The sequence below is a fragment of the Thiovibrio frasassiensis genome, assembly GCF_029607905.1.
Lineage (GTDB): Bacteria > Desulfobacterota > Desulfobulbia > Desulfobulbales > Desulfurivibrionaceae > Thiovibrio > Thiovibrio frasassiensis.
This window is the reverse complement of record NZ_JAPHEH010000001.1, coordinates 1222704-1249485: the sequence shown is the minus strand read 5'-3', so window position 1 is coordinate 1249485 and position 26782 is coordinate 1222704. Positions and strand designations below refer to the sequence as shown.

At 56.3% G+C, this 26782-nt stretch carries 26 protein-coding genes; 10 read left to right on the top strand and 16 right to left on the bottom strand.

The window, feature by feature from the left end; all coding sequences use genetic code 11:
- The first annotated feature begins 245 nt into the window (after positions 1–245).
- Positions 246–659, top strand: a complete 414-nt coding sequence (locus OLX77_RS05930) for a chemotaxis protein CheX (protein ID WP_307632675.1) — start codon at positions 246–248, stop codon at positions 657–659.
- 78 nt (positions 660–737) lie between these two features.
- On the opposite strand, the gene OLX77_RS05925 is transcribed toward OLX77_RS05930, so the two are convergent.
- The 13 genes from OLX77_RS05925 to mnmA form a co-directional block, all read right to left on the bottom strand.
- Positions 738–1160 carry a F0F1 ATP synthase subunit epsilon gene (locus OLX77_RS05925; RefSeq protein ID WP_307632674.1) on the bottom strand — a complete coding sequence of 141 codons (423 nt, stop codon included), beginning with the start codon at positions 1158–1160 and terminating at the stop codon, positions 738–740.
- A 55-nt stretch (positions 1161–1215) separates the two neighbouring features.
- Positions 1216–2637, bottom strand: a complete 1422-nt coding sequence (atpD, locus tag OLX77_RS05920) for a F0F1 ATP synthase subunit beta (RefSeq protein WP_307632673.1) — start codon at positions 2635–2637, stop codon at positions 1216–1218.
- Positions 2638–2712: 75 nt separating this feature from the next.
- Positions 2713–3585 carry an ATP synthase F1 subunit gamma gene (gene atpG, locus OLX77_RS05915; RefSeq protein WP_307632672.1) on the bottom strand — a complete coding sequence of 291 codons (873 nt, stop codon included), beginning with the start codon at positions 3583–3585 and terminating at the stop codon, positions 2713–2715.
- A 15-nt stretch (positions 3586–3600) separates the two neighbouring features.
- Entirely contained in the window at positions 3601–5124 is a 1524-nt protein-coding gene (gene atpA, locus OLX77_RS05910) for a F0F1 ATP synthase subunit alpha (RefSeq protein WP_307632671.1), read from the bottom strand.
- A gap of 5 nt (positions 5125–5129) precedes the next feature.
- Positions 5130–5675, bottom strand: coding sequence for a F0F1 ATP synthase subunit delta (locus tag OLX77_RS05905; RefSeq protein ID WP_307632670.1), 546 nt, complete (start codon positions 5673–5675; stop codon positions 5130–5132).
- Positions 5672–6259, bottom strand: a complete 588-nt coding sequence (locus OLX77_RS05900; protein WP_307632669.1) for a F0F1 ATP synthase subunit B — start codon at positions 6257–6259, stop codon at positions 5672–5674. The genes OLX77_RS05905 and OLX77_RS05900 overlap by 4 nt, the downstream gene beginning before the upstream one ends.
- On the bottom strand, positions 6260–6685 hold the full coding sequence (locus OLX77_RS05895) for a F0F1 ATP synthase subunit B (RefSeq protein ID WP_307632668.1): 426 nt from the start codon (positions 6683–6685) through the stop codon (positions 6260–6262). It lies immediately after the preceding gene.
- 211 nt (positions 6686–6896) lie between these two features.
- Positions 6897–9554, bottom strand: coding sequence for an alanine--tRNA ligase (alaS, locus tag OLX77_RS05890; protein WP_307632667.1), 2658 nt, complete (start codon positions 9552–9554; stop codon positions 6897–6899).
- A gap of 78 nt (positions 9555–9632) precedes the next feature.
- Complete coding sequence (gene recA, locus OLX77_RS05885) at positions 9633–10673, bottom strand: recombinase RecA (RefSeq protein WP_307632666.1); 1041 nt, start codon at positions 10671–10673, stop codon at positions 9633–9635.
- 45 nt (positions 10674–10718) lie between these two features.
- Positions 10719–11981: a CinA family nicotinamide mononucleotide deamidase-related protein gene (locus OLX77_RS05880; RefSeq protein ID WP_307632665.1), complete on the bottom strand. Its 1263-nt coding sequence runs from the start codon at positions 11979–11981 to the stop codon at positions 10719–10721.
- A gap of 55 nt (positions 11982–12036) precedes the next feature.
- Complete coding sequence (mtaB, locus tag OLX77_RS05875; protein ID WP_307632664.1) at positions 12037–13362, bottom strand: tRNA (N(6)-L-threonylcarbamoyladenosine(37)-C(2))-methylthiotransferase MtaB; 1326 nt, start codon at positions 13360–13362, stop codon at positions 12037–12039.
- Positions 13363–13416: 54 nt separating this feature from the next.
- Positions 13417–14853: a pyruvate kinase gene (pyk, locus tag OLX77_RS05870; protein WP_307632663.1), complete on the bottom strand. Its 1437-nt coding sequence runs from the start codon at positions 14851–14853 to the stop codon at positions 13417–13419.
- Between the two features lie 128 nt (positions 14854–14981).
- On the bottom strand, positions 14982–16046 hold the full coding sequence (gene mnmA / locus OLX77_RS05865) for a tRNA 2-thiouridine(34) synthase MnmA (protein ID WP_307632662.1): 1065 nt from the start codon (positions 16044–16046) through the stop codon (positions 14982–14984).
- Positions 16047–16074: 28 nt separating this feature from the next.
- Here mnmA and OLX77_RS05860 point away from each other — a divergent pair, with 28 nt between their 5' ends.
- The 3 genes from OLX77_RS05860 to OLX77_RS05850 are packed head-to-tail and all read left to right on the top strand — an operon-like array spanning position 16075 to position 18404.
- Positions 16075–17295 carry a U32 family peptidase gene (locus tag OLX77_RS05860; RefSeq protein ID WP_307632661.1) on the top strand — a complete coding sequence of 407 codons (1221 nt, stop codon included), beginning with the start codon at positions 16075–16077 and terminating at the stop codon, positions 17293–17295.
- Between the two features lie 60 nt (positions 17296–17355).
- Entirely contained in the window at positions 17356–17859 is a 504-nt protein-coding gene (locus tag OLX77_RS05855) for a hypothetical protein (protein ID WP_307632660.1), read from the top strand.
- A gap of 8 nt (positions 17860–17867) precedes the next feature.
- Positions 17868–18404 (top strand): DUF309 domain-containing protein, encoded by a 537-nt coding sequence (locus OLX77_RS05850; RefSeq protein WP_307632659.1) that lies wholly within the window; start codon positions 17868–17870, stop codon positions 18402–18404.
- Between the two features lie 22 nt (positions 18405–18426).
- Here OLX77_RS05850 and OLX77_RS05845 read toward each other — a convergent pair whose 3' ends face one another.
- Positions 18427–18804 carry a response regulator gene (locus OLX77_RS05845; protein WP_307632658.1) on the bottom strand — a complete coding sequence of 126 codons (378 nt, stop codon included), beginning with the start codon at positions 18802–18804 and terminating at the stop codon, positions 18427–18429.
- Positions 18805–19050: 246 nt separating this feature from the next.
- On the opposite strand from OLX77_RS05845, the gene OLX77_RS05840 reads away from it, so the two are divergent.
- Genes OLX77_RS05840 through OLX77_RS05830 form a run of 3 tightly spaced genes read left to right on the top strand, consistent with a single transcriptional unit; the run spans position 19051 to position 21045 of the window.
- Positions 19051–20064 carry a hypothetical protein gene (locus OLX77_RS05840; RefSeq protein WP_307632657.1) on the top strand — a complete coding sequence of 338 codons (1014 nt, stop codon included), beginning with the start codon at positions 19051–19053 and terminating at the stop codon, positions 20062–20064.
- A complete protein-coding gene (locus OLX77_RS05835; protein ID WP_307632656.1) occupies positions 20051–20617 on the top strand; it encodes a P-loop nucleotide/nucleoside kinase family protein in 567 nt (188 codons plus the stop codon). Before OLX77_RS05840 ends, OLX77_RS05835 begins: the two co-directional genes overlap by 14 nt.
- Complete coding sequence (locus tag OLX77_RS05830; protein ID WP_307632655.1) at positions 20614–21045, top strand: NIL domain-containing protein; 432 nt, start codon at positions 20614–20616, stop codon at positions 21043–21045. The genes OLX77_RS05835 and OLX77_RS05830 overlap by 4 nt, the downstream gene beginning before the upstream one ends.
- On the opposite strand, the gene OLX77_RS05825 is transcribed toward OLX77_RS05830, so the two are convergent.
- Positions 21042–23033 carry an ASKHA domain-containing protein gene (locus OLX77_RS05825; protein ID WP_307632654.1) on the bottom strand — a complete coding sequence of 664 codons (1992 nt, stop codon included), beginning with the start codon at positions 23031–23033 and terminating at the stop codon, positions 21042–21044. The genes OLX77_RS05830 and OLX77_RS05825 overlap by 4 nt on opposite strands.
- A 196-nt stretch (positions 23034–23229) precedes the next feature.
- On the bottom strand, positions 23230–23385 hold the full coding sequence (locus tag OLX77_RS13265; protein ID WP_371877462.1) for an RCKP-type rubredoxin-like domain-containing protein: 156 nt from the start codon (positions 23383–23385) through the stop codon (positions 23230–23232).
- A 304-nt stretch (positions 23386–23689) separates the two neighbouring features.
- On the opposite strand from OLX77_RS13265, the gene OLX77_RS05820 reads away from it, so the two are divergent.
- The 3 genes from OLX77_RS05820 to OLX77_RS05810 all read left to right on the top strand — a co-directional run bounded on the left by OLX77_RS05820 (position 23690) and on the right by OLX77_RS05810 (position 26770).
- Positions 23690–24838 (top strand): M20/M25/M40 family metallo-hydrolase, encoded by a 1149-nt coding sequence (locus OLX77_RS05820; protein ID WP_307632653.1) that lies wholly within the window; start codon positions 23690–23692, stop codon positions 24836–24838.
- A 235-nt stretch (positions 24839–25073) separates the two neighbouring features.
- On the top strand, positions 25074–25880 hold the full coding sequence (locus OLX77_RS05815; protein ID WP_307632652.1) for a ParA family protein: 807 nt from the start codon (positions 25074–25076) through the stop codon (positions 25878–25880).
- Complete coding sequence (locus OLX77_RS05810; RefSeq protein ID WP_307632651.1) at positions 25877–26770, top strand: ParB/RepB/Spo0J family partition protein; 894 nt, start codon at positions 25877–25879, stop codon at positions 26768–26770. Before OLX77_RS05815 ends, OLX77_RS05810 begins: the two co-directional genes overlap by 4 nt.
- The last annotated feature ends 12 nt before the right edge of the window (positions 26771–26782 follow it).

Below are 26782 nucleotides of genomic sequence, written 5' to 3'. Positions count from 1 at the left end.
TAAATTATTATTCCCCACTTTATCTGCCTGAAAAAACAACCGTTGGTTGCTGGTTTCAAGCTGAGGATAAAACCTGTAACATTGAAGCATAATACGGCAAATGACCCTTGACAATTAAAGGGATATCCCGCAAGTTGTATTAATACCTTCCAATAATCAGTATAAAAAATTGTGAGCAAAATACTCCCATGAAAGCAGAGTTTATTAATCCATTTTTATCTGCCGCAAAAAATGTTCTGGAAACAATGGCACAAACGCAGGTCACTCCGCAAAAACCACGTCTCAAAGAGGGCAATACCTCCTATGGCGAGGTAACAGGCATCATCGGCATGACTTCCGAAGATATAACCGGCTCCATGATTGTAAGTTTTACGGAAAAATGCATCCTCAAAATCGTGGCAAACATGCTGATGGAAGATCCCAAGGAAAAGATTGACGACGAGGTTGTTGATGCTGTCGGTGAGCTGACCAATATGATCTGTGGCGGCGCCAAGGCCCAGCTGGCCAAGCTTGATCATAAGTTTGCCCTTGCCACCCCCAACATGGTCGTCGGCAAGGGGGTGGAAATCTCCTATTATTCCAAGGCGCCGACCATTGTTATCCCCTTCGAAACCGCAGCCGGTTCCTTTGTCGTGGAGGCAAATCTCAGCGAGAAGTAATGCTCTTCCCCACCAGCACCGACAAAAAAAGCCGCTCGTTTCCGAGCGGCTTTTTTAATGTCCATTGTCTGCTACGTCTCAGGAAGGCTTCCGCCTCTCCGCAACCCGCAGCCGACTCATAGCCCGCTGCAAAGCTGCTTCGGCTCTGGTCCGATCCATTTTTTCCTTCTGGGCCTGGGCTTCTGCCAAACGTTTCTCAGCCCGTTCCTTGGCCCGCATCGCGCGTTCGACATCAATGTCTGCACCCCGCTCGGCGGATTCAACAAGAAAGGTTAATTTGTTATTGGACACTTCACAAAAACCGCCACTCACCATCAGGGTTTCTTCCTGAGCCCCAGACTTATAGGTCAGAACACCAACCTTAATCGTACTCAAGAAGGGAGCATGGTTGGCGAGAACACCAAATTCACCGCCGTAGCCAGGAGCAGTGACAATATCAACGTCCTTGCTCACTACAGCCCCTTTGGGAGTTACCACTTCCAACTTTAATTTTTCAGCCATGGGTAATCCTCAAGTCCTTCCCGACCCGCAAGGGATCGGGAAGTCAGTCAATTCCTTAAGCAGCAGCCTTCTCTTTATTGGCCTTCTCAACAGCTTCTTCAATGCTGCCAACCATGTAGAAAGCGATCTCGGGCAGCTCATCGTGCTTGCCTTCCAGGATCTCTTTAAAGCCGCGGACAGTGTCCGCAACCTTGACGTACTTACCGGCCATGCCGGTGAAGGTCTCGGCAACGGTGAAAGGCTGGGACAAAAAGCGCTGGATCTTCCGCGCACGGGTAACGAGGGTCTGATCCTCTTCGGAAAGCTCGTCCATACCCAGAATCGCAATAATATCCTGCAGGTCTTTATATTTCTGCAGGCTGGTCTGCACACCACGGGCAACCAGGTAATGCTCTTCACCCAAAACATTGGGATCGAGAATCCGGGAGGTGGAGTCCAAGGGATCAACCGCCGGGTAGATACCAAGCTCGGCGATCTGCCGGGAAAGAACAACGGTACCATCCAGATGGGCAAAGGTGGTGGCCGGTGCCGGGTCGGTCAAGTCATCCGCTGGTACGTAAACGCACTGTACCGCGGTGATGGAACCCTTATTGGTGGAGGTAATCCGCTCCTGGAGCGCACCGAGATCGGTGGCCAGGGTGGGCTGATAACCAACCGCCGAAGGAATACGGCCAAGAAGCGCGGAAACCTCGGCGCCGGCCTGGGTAAACCGGAAGATGTTGTCAACGAAGAAGAGCACGTCCTGGCCTTCCTCATCACGGAAGTACTCTGCTGCGGACAAGCCGGTCAGCGCAACACGAGAACGGGCTCCGGGAGGCTCGGTCATCTGCCCGTAAACCAAGGCAGCTTTCGGCAAAACGCCGGACTCTTTCATCTCGTGGTACAGATCGTTACCCTCACGGGTACGCTCGCCAACCCCGCAGAATACGGAGATACCACCATGATGCATGGCGATGTTGTTAACCATCTCCATCATGATAACGGTCTTGCCGCAACCAGCGCCGCCGAACAGACCCATCTTACCGCCGCGTGGGAAGGGAACCAGCAGATCGATAACCTTGATCCCGGTTTCCAAAACATGCACCTCGGTGGACTGATCGGTAAAAGCAGGAGCAGCACGGTGAATGGTGCGCATCTTATCAGAAGCAATGGGCCCCATGCCGTCAACCGGACGACCGACGACGTTCATGATCCGGCCCAGAGCCGGAGCTCCGCAGGGGATCTCAATGGGCTTGCCGGTATCGGTACACTCCTGGCCGCGAACCAGACCATCGGTCTGATCCATGGCAACGCAACGAACAACGTTGTCGCCAAGATGCAGGGCAACCTCGATGATCAGGTTGCCGGGCTCGTCACTGATACCCTTATTGCTAACCTGCAGGGCATTCATGATCTCCGGCAGGTTGTCCGGCTCAAACTCGACGTCAACAACAGGTCCGATGACCTGAACAATTTTACCAACTCTTGCTTCACTCATTGAAAAGCCTCCTCAGCTAGTACGTACATTGACAATCTATGACAGAGCTGAATGCATCAGCCTGATTTCACCTGTTTACTTCAACGCCTCGGCACCGCCGACAATATCCATCAATTCCGCGGTAATACCAGCCTGCCGCGCCTTATTGTAAATCAGGGTCAGGCTGTGGATGATATCCTTACAGGCATTGGTGGCGTTATCCATGGCGCTCATCCGGGCAGCATGTTCACTGGCGCTGACTTCAAGCATGGCATGATACACCATGACATTCATGTACAGCGGCAGAAGCACTTCCATGATTTCCTCGGTGCTCGGTTCATAGATGTATGCCCCGGCAGAAGAAGAAACTGCCTCAGTCGCCGCCACGGCATCCGGCTGAATAGGCAAAAACATCTGCTCGGCCGGACGCTGCACGGCTACGCTTTTAAATTTACCGTAGACAATGCGAACTTCATCGCTATCACCGGAGAGAAAATTCCCGGCAATATCCTGAGCAATGGTCCGGGCATTGAACATCTGGAAGGTGCCCATCAGGTCGGTGTAACGGACCCGAACCTTACCGGTTTTCCGGAAATAACTCGCACCCTTCTTGCCGACGCAGACCAAAGAAACCTTCTTGCCTTCGGCCTCCAAGCTCGCGATGAGCTTCTCGGCCATCTTCATGATATGGGCGTTAAAACTACCGCACAGACCACGATCCGAGGTGACCACCAGGATCTCGACATTCTTAACCTCACGCTTTTCCATGAGGGGAAAAGCGCCGGAATCCATGGCGGAGGAAAGATTGCCCATGGCCGCGTTGAACTTCTCGGCATAGGAACGGAAATCTTCCATCTTCTGCTGCGCCCCGCGAAGCTTGGCCGCGGCAACCATATTCATAGCCTTGGTGATCTGGGCAGTTTTCTTCACCCCACCAATCTTCGTTTTTACATCTTTTAGGCTCGCCATGAGACCTTACCCCCCTTATTTGAGGCCCTTGGCAGCCTTGAAAGATTCACCAAAAGCCTGCAGAGTAGCCCGGATTTTTTCTTCCAAGGGAGCATCAATGGCTTGCTTTTCTTTCAGGTCATCATAGATGCTGGGCTGGTTTTTCTCGATATGGGCATAGAGCTGCTGCTCATACTCAGCCAAGCTGTCAATGGGCAGGGTATCGAGATAGCCGCGGGTACCGGCAAAGAGGATACAGATCTGTTTTTCCATGGGCAGCGGCTGATACTGGGGCTGCTTCAAGATCTCGACCAAACGGGCGCCACGGGTCAACTGAGCCTGGGTGGCGGCATCAAGATCGGAACCGAAACCGGCAAAGGCGGCGAGCTCACGATACTGGGCCAGATCCAGACGCAAAGTACCTGCCACCTGCTTCATGGCTTTTACCTGAGCCGCACCACCTACGCGGGATACGGAGAGGCCGACGTTGATCGCGGGACGAACACCGGCGAAAAAGAGGTTGGGCTCAAGGTATACCTGACCGTCGGTGATGGAGATAACGTTGGTCGGGATGAAGGCGGAAACGTCACCAGCCTGGGTCTCGATGATGGGCAGAGCGGTAAGAGAACCGGCGCCCAGGGCATCATTAACCTTACAGGACCGCTCCAGCAGACGGGAGTGGTTGAAGAAGATGTCGCCGGGGTATGCTTCACGTCCCGGCGGACGACGGAGGAGCAGGGAGAGCTCACGGTAGGAAACCGCCTGCTTGGAAAGATCGTCATAGATGATCAGGGCGTGCTGGCCGTTGTCACGGAAGTACTCGCCCATGGCGCAACCGGCAAATGCGGCAACATACTGCATGGGTGCCGGATCGGAGGCGCAGGCTGCTACCACGGTGGTGTATTCCATGGCGCCGTGCTTACGGAGCGCTTCAACAACCAGGGCCACCGTTGATTTCTTCTGGCCGATGGCCACATAGACACAATGTACGTCGGTGTATTTTTGGGCGATGATCGCATCAACGCAAAGGGCAGTCTTGCCGATCTGGCGATCGCCGATAACCAATTCGCGCTGACCGCGGCCAACCGGAGTCATGGCGTCAACCGCCTTGGCGCCGGTGTAACAAGGCTCATGTACGGACTTTCTGGCGATAACGCCGGGTGCCAGCACTTCGATCTTGGAACTATGCTTGGCATTCAGGGGTCCCTGGCCGTCAATGGGGCTGCCCACGCCGTCAACGACGCGGCCTTCCATCTCGGGGCCGACGGGAACCTCGGCAATACGACCGGTACGTTTGACGGTGTCGCCTTCCTTAATCTTCCGCACGTCACCAAGAAGCGCACAACCAACGTTGTCGGCTTCAAGGTTCAAGGCAATGCCCAGAACGCCACCGGGGAACTCCAGCAGCTCCATGGCCATGCACTTTTCAACCCCGTACACACGAGCAATACCGTCACCAACGGAGATTACGGTGCCGGTTTCACTCAGATCAACTTTACTTTCGTAATCCTTGATCTGCCCCTTAATGATTTGACTGATCTCTTCGGCTTTGATCTGCATTTGTCTTATACACTCCCCTTAATGGATTCTTTTAAACCAGCCAGCTGTGACTTGATGCTTCCATCGAGCACCAGATCACCGACCTTGGCCACGATCCCACCGATAATGGACGGATCGACCTGGGCCGTAAGGACGACCTGCTTGCCGGTTATTTTTTCCAATGTTGCCTGAACCTTTGCACTGAGTTCCGGGGTCAGCTCCATAGCCGAAACCACCGTCCCTTGACACATATTGTTATCCGCATCGACCATCGCCTGAAATACCGCGGCAATATCGGGGAGGATATTCGCACGTTTTTTCTGCACCAGCAGCTTGAAGAAGTTGCCCAAAACCTGGGTAACCTGCATGGAGGTGAGAAGATGCTCCATGACCTTCTCCCGCGCCTCAACCGGATACAACGGGTTGGTCAGGGCATCGGAGACCTCGGGCATGCCGACAAAGAGCTCGGCCATGGCGTTGAGGGTCTTGGTGAATTCCGCGAAGGCATTGCCTTCCTTGCCAACCGCAAAGAGCGCCTTGGCGTACCGTTTGGCTAATACTGTGTTCTTCACTGAATACCTCCCACCTTTTCAAGAGACAGCTCAACCATCCTGCTCTGATCCGCAGGCTGAATATTCTTTTTCACCAGTTCTTCCGCCAGCAGCACGGCTTGTTCGGCTATCTCGCCCTTCAACCGGGTCTTGGCCTCGGCAAGCTCGTGCGCGATCGCCATTTCGGCCTGCCGCTTGATGTCTCCGGCATTACGCTCGGCATCGGCAACGATCTTTGCCTTCTCGGCCTCACCCTGCTTCACCGCCTCGGTGATGATGCTGTTCACCTCTTCATCGAGCCTGGCTAGTTTGGCCTCGGCCTCTTTATACAACTGTTCTGCTTCAGCCTTGCGTGACTCCAGAGCTTCCAACTGGTCCTTGATCCCTGCCCGACGACTGCTCAAGCCATCAGAAAATGGCTTCTTCAGGAAAAAGACCAGAATGAATGCCAGACCGGCGAAATTCATTGCCCGGTACAAAAGATCCATCCACTTCTCTCTGGGGATTGCCCCATCTCCCGAAGCATATGCCGCTGCGGCACAGCTCAGGACTAGAAACAACGCCAGGGCTGCCGTTGCATTTTTTTTCCATTTTGTATTTTTCATTTACAGAGCCCTCCCCAAAACCTTGCCCGCCATATCGCCGGCAAACCCGGAGATCTGCCCCTGCAACTCGGACTGGGCTGTGGCAAACTGCTTTTCTATTTCAGCAAGCTGACCGGTTTTCTGCGCGTCAACCTCCTTGCGGATCCCAGCCAGCTTTTCGCTGCTTTCGGCGAGGGCGGCATTCCGGGCAGTCTCATACTCTTTTTTGGCCCGAATCCTGGCATCCTTCATCTTCTGACCAAACTCATCGAGGCGCAGCACGGCATTCTTCTTGAATTGGTCAATGCCCTCATCAAGGCCGCCGATCTTCTTCTGCCGCTCTTCAATAATTGAGCGGATCGGTTTGTACAACACTGCATTCAGGACGACAATAAGCAAGAGCATATTGGCAATCTGAATGAGCATGGTCAGGTCGATGGTAATCATTACTGGCCCCCGTTTTTCTTAACAATTTAATATGTGAAAAATTCTTGATATGTGCGTATGAAATGAATAGCTGTTCATTAACAATTGAACGGTTCTAATCGAATTTATTTTGCCTGTCAATACATTTTCCCGTTGCTTTTTTCCCTGTTTTCCCCTGGGTATTTCTACCGAAAGAAAAGCCAACCGGTTATTTTTTCATGGGTATTTGTTTTTAAGCAGAAGCTTTCGCACCCTGACCGCTGATAATGCCAGGTACCGCCGCGAGCGCCTCCGGCAATTTATCCGCCATGGTCCCCCCGGCCTGGGCCATGTCCGGTCGCCCGCCCCCGCTGCCGCCCACCATGGCAGCGACCTCTTTGACAATCTGGCCGGCATGGAACCGGGAGCTCAGATCCTTGGTGACCATGGCCAACAGGCTCACCTTTCCCTCAAAGACCCCGCCGAGAACGGCGATGCCGCTGCCCAAACCGTCCCGCAGCTTATCGCCGACCTCGCGCATGGTTTTCGGCGAATCCATGGCGATCTGCGCGATCACCACCTTGACCCCCGCGATCTCCTGCGCCTTGCCAAGCATGGATTCCAGATCATTGACGGAAAGATCCGCGGTCAGCCGGCCCACCTCCCGCTCCAACTCCTTCTGGCGGGCCAGAATTTTGTCCAGTTTCCCGGACAGTTCCTCGGGCGTGGTCTTGAGTTTACCGGCAAGCGTTGCCAGTTGCGCCTCAACCTGCTGGAAGCGCTCCATGGCCCCAGGGCCGGTGACCGCCTCAATCCTCCGCACCCCGGCAGCAATGCCGCCTTCGCTCAGGATCTTGAACATCCCGATCTCCCCGGTTGCCCCCACATGGGTACCGCCGCACAATTCCTTGCTGATCTCTCCCACGGAAACAACGCGGACTTTTGTCTCGTATTTCTCGCCAAACAGGGCCGTGGCCCCGCCCCGGATTGCCTCTTCCCGGCCCAGAACCGCGGTAGACACCTGCGCGTTGGCCCGGATTGCGTCGTTGACAATCTTTTCCACCCGGAGAATCTCTGCCCGGGAGAGGGGAGAAAAATGGGTGAAATCGAAGCGAAGCCGATCCGGGTTGACCTGGGAGCCGGACTGCTTCACATGCTCGCCCAGCACCTCACGCAAAGCAGCCTGCAAGAGATGGGTGGCGGTATGATTGTTTGCCGTGCGCTGGCGCTTGCCTTCCGCCACCTTGAGCTCTACGCTCTCGCCAAGGGCCAGACTCCCTTCCATAACCTCGGCCTGATGGAGGATGAGTCCCTCCCCCACCGCCACGGTATTTACCACCCTTGCCTTGCCATGGGGCCCGATGACCATGCCCCGATCGCCGCTCTGCCCGCCGGATTCTGCATAAAACGGAGTTTCCGGGCAGAACAGGGAGATCTGCTCGCCGGTGCCGGCCTGCTCAAGGGTGGCACCGGCAGCATTCACCAGCCCGCCGATGAGCCCACGATGATGGCGCATCTCATAACCGACAAACCGGGTGCGCACTCCCTTGTCAAGCAAGGCCCGGACCCCAGGGCCCATTTCGGCAAGCGAGGTAGACTTCCATGATTTTTTAGACTGGCTGCGCTGCACCTCCATGGCCGCGTTGAATCCCGGCTCATCCGCCAGCATGCCTTTTTCAATGGCGATATCCTTGACGATATCCACGGGAAACCCGTAGGTATCGTAGAGCTTGAAGATGAAGTCGCCAGACACTTCTTTCTCCCCTGCCTCCTGCAACCGCTTCATTTCCTGATGGAGCATGGCCAGGCCATGGTCCAGGGTTTCCAGGAAACGGACCTCTTCGTTGTACACCACCTTGGCCAGAAGCTCGCGTGCCCCATGAAGATGGGGATACGGTTCACCCATCTCCGCGATGACCGCTTCGATGATCCCTCCAAGAAAGGGCTTTTTCAGCCCGAGGGAGCGGCCGTATCGAATGGCCCTCCGCATGATGCGACGGAGCACGTAGCCCCGCCCCTCGTTGGAGGGCAACACCCCGTCGGCCACCAGAAAGGTGGTGGCCCGGCTATGGTCGGCGATAACCCGCAGAGCCGTATTGACTGCCGGTTCCGATCCGTACCGGACTCCGGCAACATCGGCGATGGCCGTGATGATGCCGCTAAAAAGATCGGAGTCGTAGTTGGTGAATTTCCCCTGGGTTACAGCGGTAATGCGCTCCAAGCCCATGCCGGTGTCGATGCTCGGTTTGGGCAACGGGGTCAGGCTCCCGTCTTCGGACCGATTGAACTGCATGAACACCAGATTCCAGATCTCGAGAAAACGGTCGCAGTCACAGCCGAGCTTGCAATCGGGCCTGCCGCACCCCGCCTCCGTCCCCTGGTCGATATGGATCTCCGAGCAGGGACCGCAGGGGCCGGTATCGCCCATGGCCCAAAAATTGTCTTTTTCTCCCATCCGGACAATGCGGCCCGGGGGCAGCTCTTTAACCTTTTCCCAGAGTCCAAAGGCCTCGTCATCGTCATCAAACACCGAGACCCAGAGCTTCTGCGGATCTAACCCCACCTCTTTGGTGAGAAAATCCCAGGCATAATGGATGGCGTCTTTTTTAAAATAATCGCCAAAGGAAAAATTACCGAGCATCTCGAAAAAGGTATGGTGGCGGGCGGTGTAGCCCACATTCTCCAGATCGTTATGTTTGCCCCCGGCCCGGACGCAACGCTGGCTGGTCACGGCCCGAACATAGTCCGGCTTCTCCTCGCCCATGAACACCCGCTTGAACTGAACCATCCCGGCGTTGGTGAAGAGCAGGGTCGGATCATCGTGGGGGACCAAGGGTGAACTTTCCACCACCGTATGGCCCTTATCGGCAAAGTAGGCCAAAAATTGTTTGCGTATGTCGTTTCCGGTCATTGGGACATTCCTTCAAATTACAGAAGCGGAACGCATCCGCATCCCGCTTCTTACAAAGATATTTTTCCGTAACCCTAATCAGTCGGCGGCAACCGGTGCCGGAACCGCGACCTTTTCTCCCGGTGCGGGCAGACCATAGCCAAGGCGCACCTTTCTTTCAAGGTCATCGCACATCTCCGGATGCTCCTTCAAAAAGAGCTTGGAGTTCTCCCTGCCCTGACCGATGCGTTCTCCATTATAGGAGTACCAAGCACCGCTTTTCTCGACAATATCCTGGGCCGTGGCCAAATCGAGCAGATCGCCGACCTTGGAGGCGCCTTCGCCATAGATGATATCGAACTCCGCCTCCTTGAAAGGCGGAGCCATCTTGTTTTTCACCACCTTGACCTTGGTCCGGTTGCCGATCACCTCCACCCCGTCTTTAATCGCGGCCTGGCGCCGGATATCAAGACGCAGCGAACTGTAAAACTTAAGGGCGTTGCCGCCGGTGGTGGTTTCCGGGCTCCCGAACATGACCCCGATCTTCATCCGGATCTGGTTGATAAAGATAATCGAGGTATTGGTGCGTTTCAGTACCCCGGTGAGCTTGCGCATGGCCTGAGACATGAGCCGCGCCTGGAGCCCGACATGGGAGTCCCCGGCGTTGCCGTCGATCTCCGCCTTGGGGACCAGAGCCGCCACCGAGTCGACCACGATGACATCCACCGCCCCGCTGCGGATAAGGATCTCGACAATCTCCAGGGCCTGCTCGCCGTAATCGGGCTGGGAGACCAGAAGATCGTCAACCTTCACCCCGAGGCGCTCGGCATAGCCGATGTCCAGAGCATGCTCGGCATCGATGAAGGCCGCGCTGCCTCCGGCTTTTTGAGCCTCGGCAATAATGTGCAGGGCCAGAGTGGTCTTGCCGGAAGATTCCGGACCGTAAATCTCCGTGATCCGGCCCCGGGCCACGCCGCCGACCCCGGTGGCGATATCAAGACTCAGGGTGCCGGTGGAGATAACCGACACCGCCTCCCGCTCGTCGGTGCCGAGGCGCATGATCGATCCCTTGCCGAACTGCTTTTGGATCTGGAAAATGGCGGTATCAAGGGTTTTGTTCTTATCGTCGGCAACGGCCATATTTTGAGTCTCCCAAGTATGAGGAATTGTATAAGTCGGTTCGTTTTACACTGTCCTGCATCCATTATCAAGACCAAGCAGATGTCGACGCAAAAGATCAAGTCCCGTTTGGCTGGCAAGGGCCTGCACCTGGGTGCGCTCCCCGGAAAAACGAAAAAGAAAGGTCTGGGTTTTTTCCGGAGTGGCCAGGCCGAAATAAACCGTGCCCACCGGCTTATCTTCGCTGCCGCCTGCTGGGCCGGCAATACCGGTGACAGCAAGGGCATGGTCAACGGGGGTCACCCGCCGCAGCCCTTCGGCCATAGCCCTGGCACACTCCGCACTGACCGCGCCGGAGCGGAGAATGATCTCCCGGTTGACTCCGAGCAACCGCTCCTTCAAACCATTGCTGTAAGCCACCACCCCACCCAAAAAATAGGCGGAGCTCCCGGCAACCTTGGTCAGGGTATGCCCGATGAGCCCGCCGGTACAGGATTCCGCCACGGCCACCGTCTGGCCCCGCCCGGCAAGCAACCTCCCGACCACACCTTCCAGGGTATCGGCGCCGGAGCCGTAGCAGCAATCACCAAGAAACCCAGCCACCTGGCCAGCATATTTGTGCATCGCCGCCTCGGCCTCTTGGCTGGAAACGCCGGTAACGGTCAGGCTGACATGCACCTCGGGAAATACGGGATAATAACCGAGCCGAACCCGAGGATCGCGCCCCTCCAGATGGGCAAGCCGCCGATTGATCTCGGACTCAGCCAAACCCACCACCTTGTATACCTTCTGGCGCACCTGACGGACCTCCTCCCCATCCCAAACCGCGAGCCGGGTAATCACCGTTTCCAAGAGCAGGTCCTTCATCTCCTGCGGCACCCCAGGGAGAAAGAAGATGGGTTTGCCGTCCTGAACCAGAAAATATCCGGCCATCTTTGCTTCCGTATGCAGGGCATGGGCACCCTCCGGCAACCAAGCCAGTTTTTCAAGGGAAACCTGCTGACCGGCGGGCAGGCTCTTGCCATACGCCTGAATTTTCTTGAATATTTCCGGATAAAAGGTGGCGGGACGGGCAAGGGCCGAGGAAACGGCGGCATTGGTCAAGTCGTCGGTGGTAGGACCTAAGCCCCCGGTGACAATCACAAAATCCGCCCGCTGCAAAGCCCGTTGCAGGGTACGGCCAATGAGATCCGGCGCATCGCCGATGGTGGTCATGGCCAGGATCTCGTGGCCCGCGGCAAAAAGCTGGCCGGCCGCGAAATAGCTGGTGGTATTCAGCACACTCCCGGAGGTAAGCTCATCGCCGATGGCAATTATTTCCCCAAGCATGATGGTCTCGTAAAAAAGGAAAAAACCCACATATCAGTGACACACAAGCAAAGAATTACAAAGCGACAACCCGGCCCAAAACCCCGTCTTCGCAGAGTTTTTCAAGGCGCACGGTAACCAGCTGATTCACCAAAGCAGAGTCTCCCTCAAAAAAGACCGGAATATAATTGCCGGTATACCCCCGCAACAGGCACCCCTGCTTGCGTCTTTCCACCAAGATCTGCCGGGTGGAGCCCAGATGGCGTTGGTAAAAGGCGGTCCTTTTTTTATGATCCAAATCCCTAAGAAGCGCAACCCTTTCCTCCTTGTCCGCCTTGGCGACCTGATCAACCATGCTGGCGGCCGGGGTTCCCGGCCGGCGCGAATAGGGAAAGACATGGAGATAGCTCACCGGCAGCGACTCAAGCAGATTGTAAGTATTGCGGAAGGCAGCCTCGTCCTCGCCGGGAAACCCGACCAACACATCCACGCCGATGGCCACATCGGGCAGCCGCGCCACGCTCTGCTCCACCACCCTGGCAAAGGTGGCAGCGGGATAACGGCGATTCATCTTCTGCAAGATCCGGTCATCCCCGCTCTGCAAGGGGATATGCAGATAGGGCATGACTGCGGGTGATTGGGCCATGAGGTGCAGGAGTTCGTCCGTAATCTCGGTCGGTTCCAGGGAGCTCAAGCGGTACCGCACCGGCAGGTTCCGGGCGACAAGCAACGCCAGCAACTCGCGCAGATGACTCTTGGGGCTCAGATCGTGGCCATAATGGCCGAGATGGATGCCGGTGAGCACCTGTTCCTTGTACCCCTGGTCGGCAAAGATCTCGGCCTGGGCCAGAACCAAGTCCTGCGCCAGGCTCCGGCTGCGCCCCCGAGCATAGGGGACGATGCAATAGGAGCAGAAGCTGTTGCAGCCATCCTGCACCTTAAGATACGCCCTGGTTCGCGCCCCGAAGCTGGTGACAGTCAGGGGACAAATTTCCTTTTGCCCGCCAATATCGCCCAGATGCATTTCCAGATCACAGTGGCGGTCGGCCAGGGCCACTTCCACCAAGCGGTGCTTGCAGCCGTTGCCCACAATGCAGATGGGAGAGTCGGCGATCTCAAGGATCTCCTGGGCCGCAATCTGCGCATAGCAGCCGGTCACGATCAGCCTGGCCTTCGGGTTGGTGCGCAAGGCTCTTCGAATCAGCTGGCGCGACTGCGCTCCCGCCCTGGCCGTCACCGCGCAGGTATTGATGATGTAGACCTCTGCCGACTGAGAAAACGGGACCAGCTCCACTTCCCGCAGGGCCAGCTCCGAAAGAAAGGCGGCGGACTCAAACTGGTTGACCTTGCAGCCGAGGGTGGTGATGGCAATCTTTTTTCTGCTCTGGCCTATAATGTTCATGTCTGTGGCATACTGTTTTCAGTCAAAATTTACAACAAGCCCTATTCCGAATACTCAGAAAACATCGATAATCTTCAGGCTGTTGGTGGTGCCCGCCACCCCCAACAAGGAGCCGGAGGTGATCACCAGCCGCCGCGTTCCGGGCCGGAGCAGGCCGGCGTCCTTGATCCGCTTGGCCAATTCAAAGTCCGAGAGGGCAACGGACGGAACGCCCAGAGGAAAAACCCCGGAGGAAAGGGCGAGGATATTGCGGGCCGTCGGATTATCGGTGATTGCCACAATCCAGGGCCGCGGCCGCAGCCGGGCGATTCGCCGGGCCGTGGTTCCGGTGGCGGTCGGGGTTACGGCCAGGTCCACCGTCCGGTTCTCCAGAACATCACAGGTGGCACTGCTGATCAGATCATCAATGCTGTCTTCGGAGCGGATCGCGGCCCGAACCTCCAGGGCGACGCCGCCGCTCTTGACCAGCCGCCGTTCTGTCTGGCGGGCAATTTTCTTGGCGATCCGGACCACCGCCACCGGATCATGGCCAATAGCGGTCTCCTCGGAAAACATGATGGCGTCGGCGCCATCAAGGATGGCGTTGGCCACGTCGGTTACCTCCGCTCTGGTGGGTCGGGCATTATCGACCATGGAGAGCATCATCTGGGTGGCGACGATCACCGGCTTTGCCGCCACGTTGGCCCGGTGGATGATATCCTTCTGCAACCCCGGGATCTCCTCGATGGGCAGTTCGATGCCGAGATCGCCCCGGGCCACCATCACCGCATCGGCCTCGGCCAGAATATCGTCGAGATGGTTCACCGCCTGTCGCCGTTCGATCTTGGCCAGCAGGCAGGGGCAGTAGTTCCCGCTCTGCGGCAGAAGCGCACGAGCGGCCAGCATGTCGTCGGCGTTGCCGACAAAAGAGATGCAGATCACATCGGCCTTGTGTTTGACGGCAAAGGCGATACCGCGCTTGTCCTGCTCGGTGAGCACTCCGGCTGGCGCATTGTAGCCGGGGAGATTGACCCCCTTGTTGGAACGGACAACCCCGGCCACCAGGGCTTCGGTTTCAACAATCTCCCCCTGTATGGCCTTGACCCTGAACTGCATCATGCCGTCGCCGACAAAAATAATGGAGCCCGGTCGCAGCCCCTGGGCCAAGCCGGAAATTTCGTGGGGCAGAAAGATCCCCGGCCCCGGACGAGAAACCCCTTCCGGCAAAAAGCGGACCTTAGCGCCGCGCCGCACGGTAATCGGCTTGGGAATTTTGCCCAGTCGCATTTTCGGGCCGGGAAGATCAACGATGATGGCCACCGGGTGCCCTGTTTCCGCACTGATTTTACGGAGACTAACGATCACCGCGGCATGCTCCTCAAAATCTCCATGGGAAAGATTCAGGCGGAAACCATCGACCCCGGCAGCCATCAACCGCCGTTGCACGGAGGTTGAAAAGGATGCCGGCCCCAGAGTGGCCACAATCTTGGTTTTGGAGAAAAAAGGATTCATAATGCTCCTTGGCTTTTCAAGGCAAACAGCGGAACTTTTCACCCCCTCGGGAGGCAAAGGCTTAACAGAGACGGTATCCCGATCAGTGTATCGTTTTTCCTCGACATCTTCCAAACACAAATTGCAGGTTATTTTGCAATCTCGCCACAGCCAAGCACCACCTCTCCTTGATAAAAGACGGCAAACTGGCCCGGGGTTACTGCCCGCTGCGGCTGAGAAAATTTCACCAGCCCCCCGCCATCGTGCTGGCTGATCTCTGCCTGGCTTGCCGGATGCCGGGAACGTATTTTCACCATACAAACACAGGGCAAGGGCGGAGCCTGCCCGCTCAACCAATGCGCGGAAGACAACAGGACCTCCTGCTGCCAGAGATCCGCGTCCTTGCCGACCACCACCGCGTTTCGCGCCGGATCAAGCTCCACCACATACCAGGGGGTGGCGTCGGGCAAGCCAAGGCCCCTGCGCTGGCCGACGGTATAATGATGGATGCCCGCATGATGCCCAATTTCTTCCCCTTGCAAGGTCAGCATCGGGCCTGGCCGACCCTGACCGGGAGAGTGGGAGGCCAAAAACGCCGCCACCGATTGCTCTTTCAAAAAACAAATATCCTGACTCTCCGGGGTCTGGCCAAAAGCCAGGCCAAACTCAGCGGCAAGCGTGTAGACCTCCCCTTTCCGATACCCGCCCAGTGGGAAGCAAAGTTGTCCCAGCTGTTCCTGGCTGAGAAGTCCGAGGAAGTAGGATTGATCCTTTTGGGGATCAACACCCTGCAACAGCCGATAGCCGGTTGTCACGTCCCCGTTGATCCGGGCATAATGACCGGTGGCAAGCAGCTCCGCCCCCAGGTTTTTCCGTACCTGCTCCAGCAGACGGCCGCACTTGATGGTTCTGTTGCAGACCACGCAGGGATTTGGGGTTTTACCGGCAAAATAACTGGCGGAGAAATAATCCACCACCAATCGCTGGAAGGGTTCGGCCAAATCCACCACGGTCAGGGGAATCTTTAAAAAATCGGCAACCTGGCGGACCCGCTGCAGCTGCTCCGCCAGGTCGGGCTGGGCCAGGGCCATGAAAACCCCCTCTACCTGCGCCCCCCGCCTTTGCAAGAGGGCCGCGGCCACCGAGGAATCAACGCCGCCGCTCATGGCGACAACAATCTTTTTTTGTTGTATAGTGTCGAAACTTTCTGCCATCCGATCCCCAGCACAAAAAGGTTTGTCGATGAAACTCCCGGAACTTCTTGCCCCTGCCGGCAATTTTGAAAAAATGCAGACCGCCATCCACTATGGCGCGGATGCTGTCTATCTCGGCGGGAAGAAATTCAGCCTCCGGGCCCATGCCACCAATTTTTCCGAAGAGGAAATCCGCCAGGGGGTGGCCTACGCCCATGAACGAGGTGTGCAAGTATACACCACCCTCAACATCTTTGCCCACAATGACGATCTTGCCGAACTGCCCGATTATCTGGCCGAGCTCCGCGAGGCGAAGGTGGACGGGTTGATCATCTCCGACCCGGGGATCTTCGCCGTTGCCAAGCGGCTGGTGCCGGAAATTCCGATCCATCTCAGCACCCAGGCCAATGTCACCAACCTGGAGTCCGTCCGTTTCTGGGCAAGTCAGGGGGTCAAACGTCTCAATCTGGCCCGGGAACTTTCCCTGGCCGAAATCACCCAGATCCGACAGGCCACCGAAACGGAACTGGAGATCTTCGTACACGGCGCCCTGTGCATCTCTTACTCGGGCCGCTGCCTCTTGAGTCTCTACCTCACCGGCCGCGACGCCAACCAGGGCAACTGCGCCCATCCCTGCCGCTACCACTACCGATTGGAAGAAGAAAAGCGGCCGGGCCAATTCTTCCCGGTGGAAGAAGACAGCCGCGGCACTTACATCTTCAACGCCAAGGATCTCTGCCTGCTCAACCGCTTGCCCGAACTGCTCCGAGCCGGAGCAAACAGCCTCAAGATCGAAGGCAGGATGAAAAGCGTCTACTATGTGGGGGCCATAACCCGCCTCTACCGAGCAGCCCTTGATTACTGGAAACAAGAAGGACTTGACGCCATTCTCCCCGAATCCTTCCGGCAGGAGTTGCTGAAAATCGGCTCCCGGGGCTACACGGAAAACTTCTTCGACCAACCGCCCAGCTCCGGTGACATGCTCTACAACGGACCGCTGATCAGTTACGATTACGCGCCGGTGGGCATCGTCCGCCAAGCCTCCCCCCAGCCGGTTATTGAAACCCGCAACCCCATCACCGTGGGCGACCGCCTCGAATACCTGGGCAAAGGCCTTGTAAATACCGAGCACACCGTAGTGAGCTTGACCGGCCAGAACGGAACCCAGCTCCCCAATGTGAATCCGAACAATCTCATCACCCTCACCCTTAACCCTGCTCCGGCAAGCTGCGAGAACAACGGCCTGTTCAGAAAAAAAATGGCGTCCTGAACAAAAAATGTCTTATACTTGAAGGAGATAGCGTGAATCTCAAGGAGCACCGCCAACACCATGCAACACATCCTAAGCATCATCATGATCCTGATCGGAGCAGTGATCATGCTCTTCAGCCTTGTTAAGGCTCGAGAACTGCACATCCTCACCCCCTTCATCCCCGAGCGCAGCAAGTCGGCAATCATCCGTTCCCTGCGTCTGCATCGCGGGCTGATGCTCTTTTTCTTCCTGGTTTACTGCGCGGTGGCCGGGGTCTTCTTCCTTGGCCTCCCCTTTGTCGGTGAGATCCTGGTCGGCTTTGTCTTTCTTTCCGGCGCCATCTTCGTCCTCCTTGGCCTGCATCTCCAAAGCAGTATGCTTTTGGAGATAAAAAATACCCTGCACGGGTTGTTGCCCATCTGTGCTTCCTGCAAAAAAATCCGCAGCGCTGATGGCGATCCCCATGATCCGGCCGCGTGGAGTAGCGTCGAAGCATTCATCTCCGCCAAGACCTCCGCCGATTTCACCCACAGTATCTGCCCGGACTGCCTGAAAAAGCTCTACCCGGACATCTATAAATAAGTACCGCCATGAACTCCCCTCGTTTTGAACCGTTTCAGGACCGCCTGAGCCGCGATATCCGCAACGAACTTTCCGCCTCTCTGCCCCTGGCGCTGGCCCAAAATGACCTGGCTCCGGCCAGGGCTGTTGCCGCCCGCTACCTGCATCAAGATCTGGCGCCACCCTACGTCGCCTATATTGAAACGCGACTGGCAGGGTATGCCAAGGCCCTGGCGATGATCACGCAACTCCCCGCCGAAACGGCCTTGGCCAAGGCCCTGGTATTTTGGGATCTGGGGCTTTTTTTCGAGGTCCACGAAATTCTCGAACAGGCGTGGCATGGGGCGCGTGGCACGGAAAAAGAGATGCTTCAGGCCATGATCCGAGCGGCGGGCTTTTATATCAAGGGGGAGTACGGCTATAACGAGGCTGGGGCCAAAATGGCTGCCCGGGCCGTGGCGGCCCTGGAAAAAAACCGGCAGGCATGCACGGGTTTTGAGTTGGATACACTTCTAGAACGCTTGCGAAACCTGGATCCCAATCCGCCAAAACTGATGCGCTCGTAAAGCGGACGCGGAAAGGGTTGTCTCATTGAATAACCTGGAGGATTTTTCGCTCGAGAATCTCCAGGGTGAATGGCTTTAAGATGAGTTCATCCACCTTGAGCCGCAGGGCCATACAGATCCTGTCCTGCGTTGCCTCCGCGGTCACCATGATAAAGGGGGTGTGTTTCAAGGCCTCGTTGGCGCGTATTTCCCGCAGCAGTTCAAACCCGTTCATCACCGGCATGTTCCAATCGGAGATCACCAGATCTATCTTCTGGGCGTAAAGAATTTTCATGGCCTCGCTGCCATCCGTGGCCTCGTGAATATGGAAAAAGCCCATCCGCTGCAGCTGCATTTTCATGATATTGCGGAGCACCGCCGTATCGTCCACAATGAGGATCGTTCTGTTCACCTGGGTCATTTTCCCCTTCCTTTCCGGCTGGTTGCTTCCTTCTTCCCTCACTTTTCTTCTCGGCATTCTTTCGTGAAAGTATGAACCGTTTTTTTCCCCACCCTGTTCATGCCGGGTGAATCCGCCCCCCATCCCCGCCTACTGCTCAAGGTTTACTCCCCGCAATGATTCTGTTATGATCAGCATTTTTCTTATCCTGTCTCTTTGCTATCGTCGCCGAAGATCGGCGCACAGAACATTTTCCGGAGGTTTTTTATGGCCGATGCATCCCTACCGCCCTTTATCCAGGCTTTGCTCAAGCCTGAAGCATATCCCCATCCGGCCCCGGAAATATCCCTGGTGCAGACGCATATTTCCTATGTGTTGCTGGCAGGATCCTTTGTCTACAAGATCAAAAAACCCGTGGACTTCGGCTTTCTCAACTTCACCACCCTGGAAAAAAGAAAACATTTCTGCGAGCAAGAGCTGCTCTTAAACCGGCGCTTGTGCCCCTCCCTCTACCTTGGCCTGGTTCCGATCACCCTGCAGGACGCAGCCTTTTCCTTGGACGGTCCGGGAACCCCGGTGGAGTATGCGGTGAAAATGGCGCGGATGCCGGAAGAGCGGATGATGGCCAAGGTCATTGACCGGGGCGAACTGAGCAAGGAAACCCTGGACCGGATTATCGCCATCCTGGTTCCTTTTTACGCCAAGGCAGAGAGCACCCCGGCCATTGCAGCATTCGGCACCGCCCAGGCGGTGAGCGTCAATGTGCTGGAGAACTTTGACCAGACCCAAGGCTTCATCGGCTGCCCGGCCCTGAGCCGCGAACAGTTCGAGGCGATCAGCGGTTACGCCCGCGCTTTTCTCAGCACAGAGGAGCTCTTTGCCGAACGCATCAAGGCGGGACGGGTTCGTGACTGCCATGGCGATCTCTATTCCGCCAACATCTGCCTGGCCAACGGAATATACATCTACGACTGCATCGAGTTCAACGAGCGCTTCCGGTACTGCGATGTGGCCAGCGATGTGGCTTTTCTCGCCATGGACCTCGATTTCCATGACCTTTCCGACCTCTCCGACTATTTCATCGAACAATTTTGCCAGGCGGCGGAGGACCACACCTTGCTGCCCATGCTCAACTTCTATAAATGCTACCGGGCCTTTGTCCGGGGCAAGATCGGCCTCTTTACCGCCCATGCCCCGGAGGTTGATCCGGCTACCGCCGAAAACTGCCTGGCACTCGCGAAAAAATATTTCACCTTGGCCCAACGCTATGCCGCGTCCTGATCTCTTTGTTTTTTTCGGTCTGATCGCTACCGGCAAGAGCACTGTGGCCCAAGCCTTTGCCGAAGCCCATGATCTTACCTATTACAACTCCGATGTGGTGCGCAAGGAATTAGCCGGCCTCTCGCCGCAGGCCCACCAGCTTGAGACCGCCGATCAGGGGATCTATACCTCCGAGTTCAGCGCGAAAACCTATGCGGCCCTGCTTGCGCGGGCGGAACACGATCTGAGCCAAAACCGCGGCGTGGTGCTTGACGCCTCATACCAGCGCAAAACCGACCGCGATCAGGTTCGCAAGCTTGCGCAGCGTCTCTCCGTTCGGCTATACTGTATTCTCTGTGTCTGTCCGGAAGAGGAAATGAAACGCCGCATGGCCAAGAGAGCTCTTGACCCGCAGGCGGTGTCCGATGGGCGCTGGGAGATTTATCTGAAACAAAAGGAACGGTTCGAGGCGCCGGCGGAACTTTCTCCGGATCAACTCATCACCCTGCCCACCAATTTGCCGCTGGACACCGTATTACAACAGCTTGCCGCCCAGCTGGAGACGCGACCATGAATACTCGAATCTATGTCCTGAAGTTCCCCAAGGAAGTCATTGACCAGCCCATCATCAGCAATCTGGTCAAGAAATATGACCTGGAGTTCAACATCCTCAAGGCAACGATCCTCCTCCAGCAGGAAGGGGTCATGGTCCTTGAATTCCTCGGCCATAAAGCCAATGTCAAGAAGGGCATCGCCTATCTCAATGAAATGGGGGTGACGGTGAAAAGCATGGCGGGCAACATCCACCGCGATGATGAAAAATGCTACCAGTGCGGAGCCTGCACCGGGATCTGCCCAACCGGCGCGCTCTCTCTCCACCGCCCCGACATGGCGGTGCTCTTTGACGAAGCAAAATGCACGGCCTGCGGCCTGTGTGTTCCCGTCTGCCCGGCGCGGGCAATGGAGGTTTCGCTCAACGGCAACGTCGATCTGGCCGCCTAATCCCCTTTGTGAATCTCCGCCAGCCTTTCCGCTACCCTGGGAAAAAGGCTGAGGTCCGTGTGGGGCAGGAAATGGGAGGCAATGTACTGCTCCTGAAAATATCCCATCTCCGACAGCTCGAAGCTGGTCATTTTTCTGACCACCTCCACCACGTCTTGCCTGATATGATTGCTCATCTCACTCATCCAGGCGCCCATGAGCGAACCGTTCCCGACATAGAGCACCCGCTCGGCATCCACCTGCGGCAATAAGCCAACGGTCATGGCCGAATCAAGATCAATGTAGCTGCCAAAGGCACCGGCCAGGATGACCTGCTCTATATCGGTGATGGCCAGCCCCACCTGTTCCACCAGGGTTGTGATCCCGGCATAGATCGCCGCCTTGGCCCGGATAAAATTTTCAATGTCCACCTCATTGATGACGATGTCGTGCTCCGTACCCGCCTCTTCCCGCCAGACCAGCACATACTCATGGCCGCTTCGCCCCTCCCGGATCCGCTCCGTACCAAGATTCCGGCGAAATTTCCCGCTGCGCTCAACAACCCCCTGCTCAAAAAAGGTCGCGATGACGGCCAACAAACCGGAGCCGCAGATCCCCACCGGCGGCTTGTTGCCCACGGTAATATTCATCGGCTCAAGGGTCTGTGGATTGAGGCTGAAATCTTCAATGGCACCGAGCGCCGCCCGCATTCCGTGGGTAATGCCTCCCCCTTCAAAAGCCGGGCCGGCGGAACAGGCCGCGCACACCAGCCATTCCCGGTTGCCGACCACAATCTCGGCGTTGGTCCCGATATCAATGTAGAGGGTGATCAACTCGGTGCGGTACATGCCGGAACCCATAACCCCGGCAACAATATCTCCCCCCACATAACTGGAGATAGACGGGTAGACCAGAGCCACCGCCGATTTCGGTAGATTGATCCCCAGATCGGTGGCCCGGATGGGGGGGAGAAAGGTGGTGACCGGCACATAGGGAGCGCGCCGGATATTGTCCGGCTCAAGCCCAAGGAGCAGATGGGTCATGGTGGTATTGCCCGCCAGGGTTATGGAGGTGATCTCCTCGCGGCTGATGCTCCCTTTTGCGCCGTTCCCCTCAGGAGTGGCCATGCCCAGCAATCTCTCAAGAATACTGTTGATGGTGTTGGCCACCAGTTCCTGCATCTTGGCGAGACCTTCTTTTTTCTCGGCTACGATGATCCTGGAGATCACATCCTCGCCATAGCCCAGCTGGCTGTTGTATTCCCCGGCACGGGCCAGAACCTTGCCCGAGTTCAGATCTACCAGCACCCCATACACCGAGGTTGTCCCGATGTCAAAAGCCAACCCGAAGCTCCGGTGGCTCCAATCCCCGCCCTGAATATTGGTAAGATAGGATTTTCCCAGGGCATTCACCGGACGCGCGCAGGTTACGGTGATGCGAAAATCGTCCTCCCGCAGCGCCTTACGCAGCATCCGCAAGACCGCCAGATTAAACACCACCCGATGTTCATTGTACTGACTGCTGAGCAGATGAATAACCCGGCCGGCATCGGCCATGTTGTCCTTGGCTGAGGGCGGAGGGATATCCAAACAGATTTTCGTGACCGGCGGAACAAAGATCCCCTGCTCGCGCAGATCCTCGATGTCGTACACATGCATCCGGGCCCGATGCCTGAGCGGTACCGCAGTGCCCAACCCCCCGCTTTTCAAGCCGGATGATTCAGGGACCCGGATCACTGCATCGCTGCTAATTGTTGCCGTGCAGGCTTGGCGATACCCGCCCTCTTTCTCCTGGGTACTGAATTTTTCGCTGAGCCCGCCCTCAACCGCACCCTTTTCAACAATCACCTTGCATTTGCCGCACACCCCGCTGCCACCGCAGGAGGCGTTGATATGAATGCCCGCCTCGCGGGCCGCTTTGATGATCGACATCCCTGCCCCCACCTGCACCGTCCGACCGCTGGGCTCAAAAATGATTACGTGGGTTGCCTGACTGTTAGTCTCTATCATCTTCCTGCCCCCTTCCCTGCCCGATGGATATCCCTGCGACACGCACGCTACTGTGCGCCTGGCCTCTTTCATATCCTATACGTGCACGCACCATCCCGCAATGGTCGTTTGCGCCCCTCCCCTTCGGAAATTACGACAAAAAAAGCCCCCGCGCTATCGCAACGGGAGCCGTCTAACCATACTTTGTGCAGGGTGGTTATTTTTTGCCCTTGCAGCTGCACCCACACCCGCAGCCAGAGGATTGCTCCTCTTTTTTGATCATACAGTCGCTCCCGCCGCAATCAGCACATTTTTTAGGCTTACACCTGCCTTCCTTCGTTGAACCACATTTTTCACATTTGAATATCGCCATCCTGCCACCTCCTGTTCTTATTAATCTGTTGTTTTGGCAAGAGGATACGCTCCTCCGGCCAGATGCCTTACATTGAAAATAAACCACTCATTTCCTGCTGGCCTGCCAACCCTCGTCCTCTCTTTCAGAAAGATAAATTTCTCGCGTGGTCGGGCCAGGTGCATTATTCTTTTCCTGTCACTCTTAACGTTTTTTTTTCCGCGGCAATTCCGAACTGGGTATAATCCTTTCTTCTTGTTTAGGAATTATTACTATTAATAATATATTTCATTCTCCACCGCAACATATAAAGAGAGGTAGTGATATGACTATCAACAGAGACCGCCTTGCCCGGATCTTTACCACCATGTGCGGTATTGATAGCCCTTCCGGCGAAGAAGCCCGCATGGCCGTTTTCATTAAAGAACTCTTCGCCCGGGAATTTCCTGAGGCCATTATCAACGAAGATAGTTCGGCCAGTACAACGGGCTCTGACGCCAACAACCTGGTGATTCACTTCCCCGGCGACCTTGAGGGAGACCCGATTTTTTTCAATTGTCATCTGGATACGGTCGAGCCTGGCCGCGGGATACAGGTCTCACTTGAGGGTTCCCGGTTCTCCAGCAAGGGAGACACCATTCTCGGCGGAGACGATAAAGCAGGCATCGCAATCCTCATCGAGGCCATCAGAACCATCAAAGAGGCAAGAACTTCCCATCTCCCCTTCGATCTTGTTTTCACCACCAGTGAAGAGATCGGTTTACGCGGCGCCAAGGCGCTGGACCTCTCGCTTCTTCGCGCCAAGGAAGGATACGCTCTTGACAGCACCGGGGTAGACCTGCTGATTATCGGGGCGCCTGCCGCCAACCACTTCCACTTCACCATCACCGGTGCCGCAGCGCATGCCGGCTTGCACCCCGAACGAGGCATCAACGCCATTCAACTTGCGGCCCGTTGCCTCGCCGACCTCCCGCTTGGCCGCCTCGACGGAGAAAGCACCGCCAATATCGGCCGGATCTCCGGCGGCACAGCAACAAACATTATTCCGGAAACCGCCTTGGTGGCAGGGGAAGTCCGAAGCCACTCCCCGGAAAAGCTCACCAAGTTTTCCCACGAGATCAGAGATACAGTTCAGTCCATCATTGACGGCTGGACCCCTGAACCCGGTGCACAGCTTGGGGCCGAGGTCAGACCCCACCTCGATTTTCAGCTCAGCCAGGAATACCCGGCCATGTCCATTGACCGCAACGCCTCTGTTCTTCAGCGGGTTGACAAGGCCGCGGCAATCCTGAAACGGGAAATCCGCTACGAACGTGCCGGGGGCGGAAGCGATGCCAACATTTTTAACGGAAAAGGGATACCGACTGCCATCATCGGCATCGGCATGGACCATGTGCACAGCACCGAAGAATCCATCGACCTCAGCGATATGGAACGCACCGCCGAACTCGTTATTGCCTTGCTAACTAACTAGAATCAAACAACAAAACCACACATGTTTCACGTGAAACATGTGTGGTTTTCCCAGGTTTCCCCTCCCAAAAAATATACCCACCGCCACAAAAACAAGAGGCTTCCGCGAGGAGAGTGTGTTACTATTGCTCCTAAGCGAGGGGCCGAAGGCTCATTGCCACCCTCAGAAGAGATGCCCGCGAGAAAAATCTGGCGAAATTCGGCCAGAAACCCACATCCGGCGGAGGTTTTTCAACATGGGAAACGGCGCGAAAATTGTGGCCTTGGCCAACCAGAAGGGCGGCGTGGGCAAGACAACCACCGCAATAAACCTGGCCGCCTCAGTGGCGTTGCTGGGCAGAAAGGTCCTGGTGGTCGATTCCGACCCACAAGGAAACACCTCCAGCGGGCTCGGGGTCAGTCGCGCCAATGGCGGAACCCACCTCTATCATTGCTTTATGGGAGAGGCGGAAACCAAAGCGGTTGTACAGCCGGTGCCCGGGTTTAAAAAACTCTCTGTTCTTCCGACCCATATCGACCTGATCGGGGTCGAGGTTGAGCTGATGACCGCGGTGAAACGGGAACGGTACCTGGGCAATCTCCTGGCGGATGTCCGCCAGGAGTATGACTACATCTTCATCGACTGCCCCCCATCCCTTGGCCTGTTAACGATCAACGCGCTCACCGCCGCAGACACTGTTCTCATCCCTCTCCAATGTGAATATTTTGCCCTTGAGGGTTTGAGCCAGCTGGTTAGGACCATCCGCCTGGTAAAAAACTCGTACAATCGGGACCTTGCCATAGAAGGGCTGCTTCTGACCATGTACGATGGCCGCAACAAGCTGACCCATCAGGTGGTTACCGAGGTTAAAAATCATTTTCAAGGGCGGGTGTATGACACGGTGATTCCACGGAATGTCCGCCTCAGCGAGGCCCCAAGCCACGGACAGGCCGCGATCGTGTACGATAAGCGCTCAAGCGGTGCGCTCAGTTATTACCAGCTTGGAAAAGAGTTTCTCCGCAAGCAACCGAAGCTTGCGACAAAAGAGGAGGGAAAACCATGATAAAAAAATCAACCTCGGCACTCGGCAAAGGGCTGGACGCCCTCTTGCCGTCCAGCGGTTCCGATGGACGGGAATATTTCTTATGCCCCATTGGGGCCATTGAACCCAACCCAAATCAGCCGCGAAAAGATATTAATGATGTCGCCCTGGCCCAACTTTCGGCCTCTATCCACGAGAAGGGTGTTTTGCTGCCACTCGTTGTCTGTGCGCATGGTGAGGAAGGGAAATACCAGATCATCGCAGGAGAAAGGCGCTGGAGGGCCGCCAAGATGGCCGGACTGGACGAGGTTCCGGTTTTGCTCAAAGACGTCACCCCTCTTGACCGCCTCGAACTCGCGCTGATCGAAAATATCCAGCGTCAGGATCTGAATCCGCTGGAAGAGGCAGAAGCCTACCTCCGCCTGGTAAAGGAATTTCACCTGACCCAGGAAGAGGTGGCAAAGCGGGTCGGCAAAGAGCGCTCAACCGTAGCCAACGCCCTGCGGATCAACCAGCTCCCCGATTTTGCCAAGGAGGATCTGGCCCGCGGCACCTTAAGCATGGGCCATGCCAGAGTATTGCTCAGCGTTGGCGATGAAGCAGTCATGCGAGAGGTCAGAAACGAGATTGTCCAACAAGGGCTTACGGTTCGCCAGGCCGAAGCCTTGGCGCAAAAACAGAAGAAAAAAATGGCCGGCGCAAGCAGCGGGGCAAAACGACAGCCCCGGAAATCGGCCAATGAATTGCCCGAGTCCTATTGCAAGTCACTGGCCAACGGGCTCATCAATTACCTGGATACCAAGGCCCGGATCATTCAAAGCGGCACCCGGGGCAAAGTGGAAATCGAGTACTACTCACACGATGACCTCGAGCGGGTATTGTCGCTCTTGATGCCAGGATCAGCAAAATAATCTTTATTTTCG

What these genes read in the sequence shown, in the direction of transcription:
- alaS (WP_307632667.1), bottom strand. Translation starts at nt 9,554, where the DNA reads ATGACCGGAAACGACATACGCAAACAATTTTTGGCCTACTTTGCCGAT.
- OLX77_RS05840 (WP_307632657.1), top strand. Translation starts at nt 19,051, where the DNA reads ATGGCCGATGCATCCCTACCGCCCTTTATCCAGGCTTTGCTCAAGCCT.
- OLX77_RS05895 (WP_307632668.1), bottom strand. Translation starts at nt 6,685, where the DNA reads ATGATTACCATCGACCTGACCATGCTCATTCAGATTGCCAATATGCTC.
- atpD (WP_307632673.1), bottom strand. Translation starts at nt 2,637, where the DNA reads ATGAGTGAAGCAAGAGTTGGTAAAATTGTTCAGGTCATCGGACCTGTT.
- OLX77_RS05925 (WP_307632674.1), bottom strand. Translation starts at nt 1,160, where the DNA reads ATGGCTGAAAAATTAAAGTTGGAAGTGGTAACTCCCAAAGGGGCTGTA.
- OLX77_RS05845 (WP_307632658.1), bottom strand. Translation starts at nt 18,804, where the DNA reads ATGACCCAGGTGAACAGAACGATCCTCATTGTGGACGATACGGCGGTG.
- OLX77_RS05820 (WP_307632653.1), top strand. Translation starts at nt 23,690, where the DNA reads ATGACTATCAACAGAGACCGCCTTGCCCGGATCTTTACCACCATGTGC.
- OLX77_RS05855 (WP_307632660.1), top strand. Translation starts at nt 17,356, where the DNA reads ATGCAACACATCCTAAGCATCATCATGATCCTGATCGGAGCAGTGATC.
- pyk (WP_307632663.1), bottom strand. Translation starts at nt 14,853, where the DNA reads ATGAATCCTTTTTTCTCCAAAACCAAGATTGTGGCCACTCTGGGGCCG.
- atpA (WP_307632671.1), bottom strand. Translation starts at nt 5,124, where the DNA reads ATGCAGATCAAAGCCGAAGAGATCAGTCAAATCATTAAGGGGCAGATC.
- mnmA (WP_307632662.1), bottom strand. Translation starts at nt 16,046, where the DNA reads ATGGCAGAAAGTTTCGACACTATACAACAAAAAAAGATTGTTGTCGCC.
- OLX77_RS05860 (WP_307632661.1), top strand. Translation starts at nt 16,075, where the DNA reads ATGAAACTCCCGGAACTTCTTGCCCCTGCCGGCAATTTTGAAAAAATG.
- OLX77_RS13265 (WP_371877462.1), bottom strand. Translation starts at nt 23,385, where the DNA reads ATGGCGATATTCAAATGTGAAAAATGTGGTTCAACGAAGGAAGGCAGG.
- OLX77_RS05830 (WP_307632655.1), top strand. Translation starts at nt 20,614, where the DNA reads ATGAATACTCGAATCTATGTCCTGAAGTTCCCCAAGGAAGTCATTGAC.
- atpG (WP_307632672.1), bottom strand. Translation starts at nt 3,585, where the DNA reads ATGGCGAGCCTAAAAGATGTAAAAACGAAGATTGGTGGGGTGAAGAAA.
- mtaB (WP_307632664.1), bottom strand. Translation starts at nt 13,362, where the DNA reads ATGAACATTATAGGCCAGAGCAGAAAAAAGATTGCCATCACCACCCTC.
- OLX77_RS05930 (WP_307632675.1), top strand. Translation starts at nt 246, where the DNA reads ATGGCACAAACGCAGGTCACTCCGCAAAAACCACGTCTCAAAGAGGGC.
- recA (WP_307632666.1), bottom strand. Translation starts at nt 10,673, where the DNA reads ATGGCCGTTGCCGACGATAAGAACAAAACCCTTGATACCGCCATTTTC.
- OLX77_RS05815 (WP_307632652.1), top strand. Translation starts at nt 25,074, where the DNA reads ATGGGAAACGGCGCGAAAATTGTGGCCTTGGCCAACCAGAAGGGCGGC.
- OLX77_RS05825 (WP_307632654.1), bottom strand. Translation starts at nt 23,033, where the DNA reads ATGATAGAGACTAACAGTCAGGCAACCCACGTAATCATTTTTGAGCCC.
- OLX77_RS05850 (WP_307632659.1), top strand. Translation starts at nt 17,868, where the DNA reads ATGAACTCCCCTCGTTTTGAACCGTTTCAGGACCGCCTGAGCCGCGAT.
- OLX77_RS05810 (WP_307632651.1), top strand. Translation starts at nt 25,877, where the DNA reads ATGATAAAAAAATCAACCTCGGCACTCGGCAAAGGGCTGGACGCCCTC.
- OLX77_RS05880 (WP_307632665.1), bottom strand. Translation starts at nt 11,981, where the DNA reads ATGCTTGGGGAAATAATTGCCATCGGCGATGAGCTTACCTCCGGGAGT.
- OLX77_RS05835 (WP_307632656.1), top strand. Translation starts at nt 20,051, where the DNA reads ATGCCGCGTCCTGATCTCTTTGTTTTTTTCGGTCTGATCGCTACCGGC.
- OLX77_RS05900 (WP_307632669.1), bottom strand. Translation starts at nt 6,259, where the DNA reads ATGAAAAATACAAAATGGAAAAAAAATGCAACGGCAGCCCTGGCGTTG.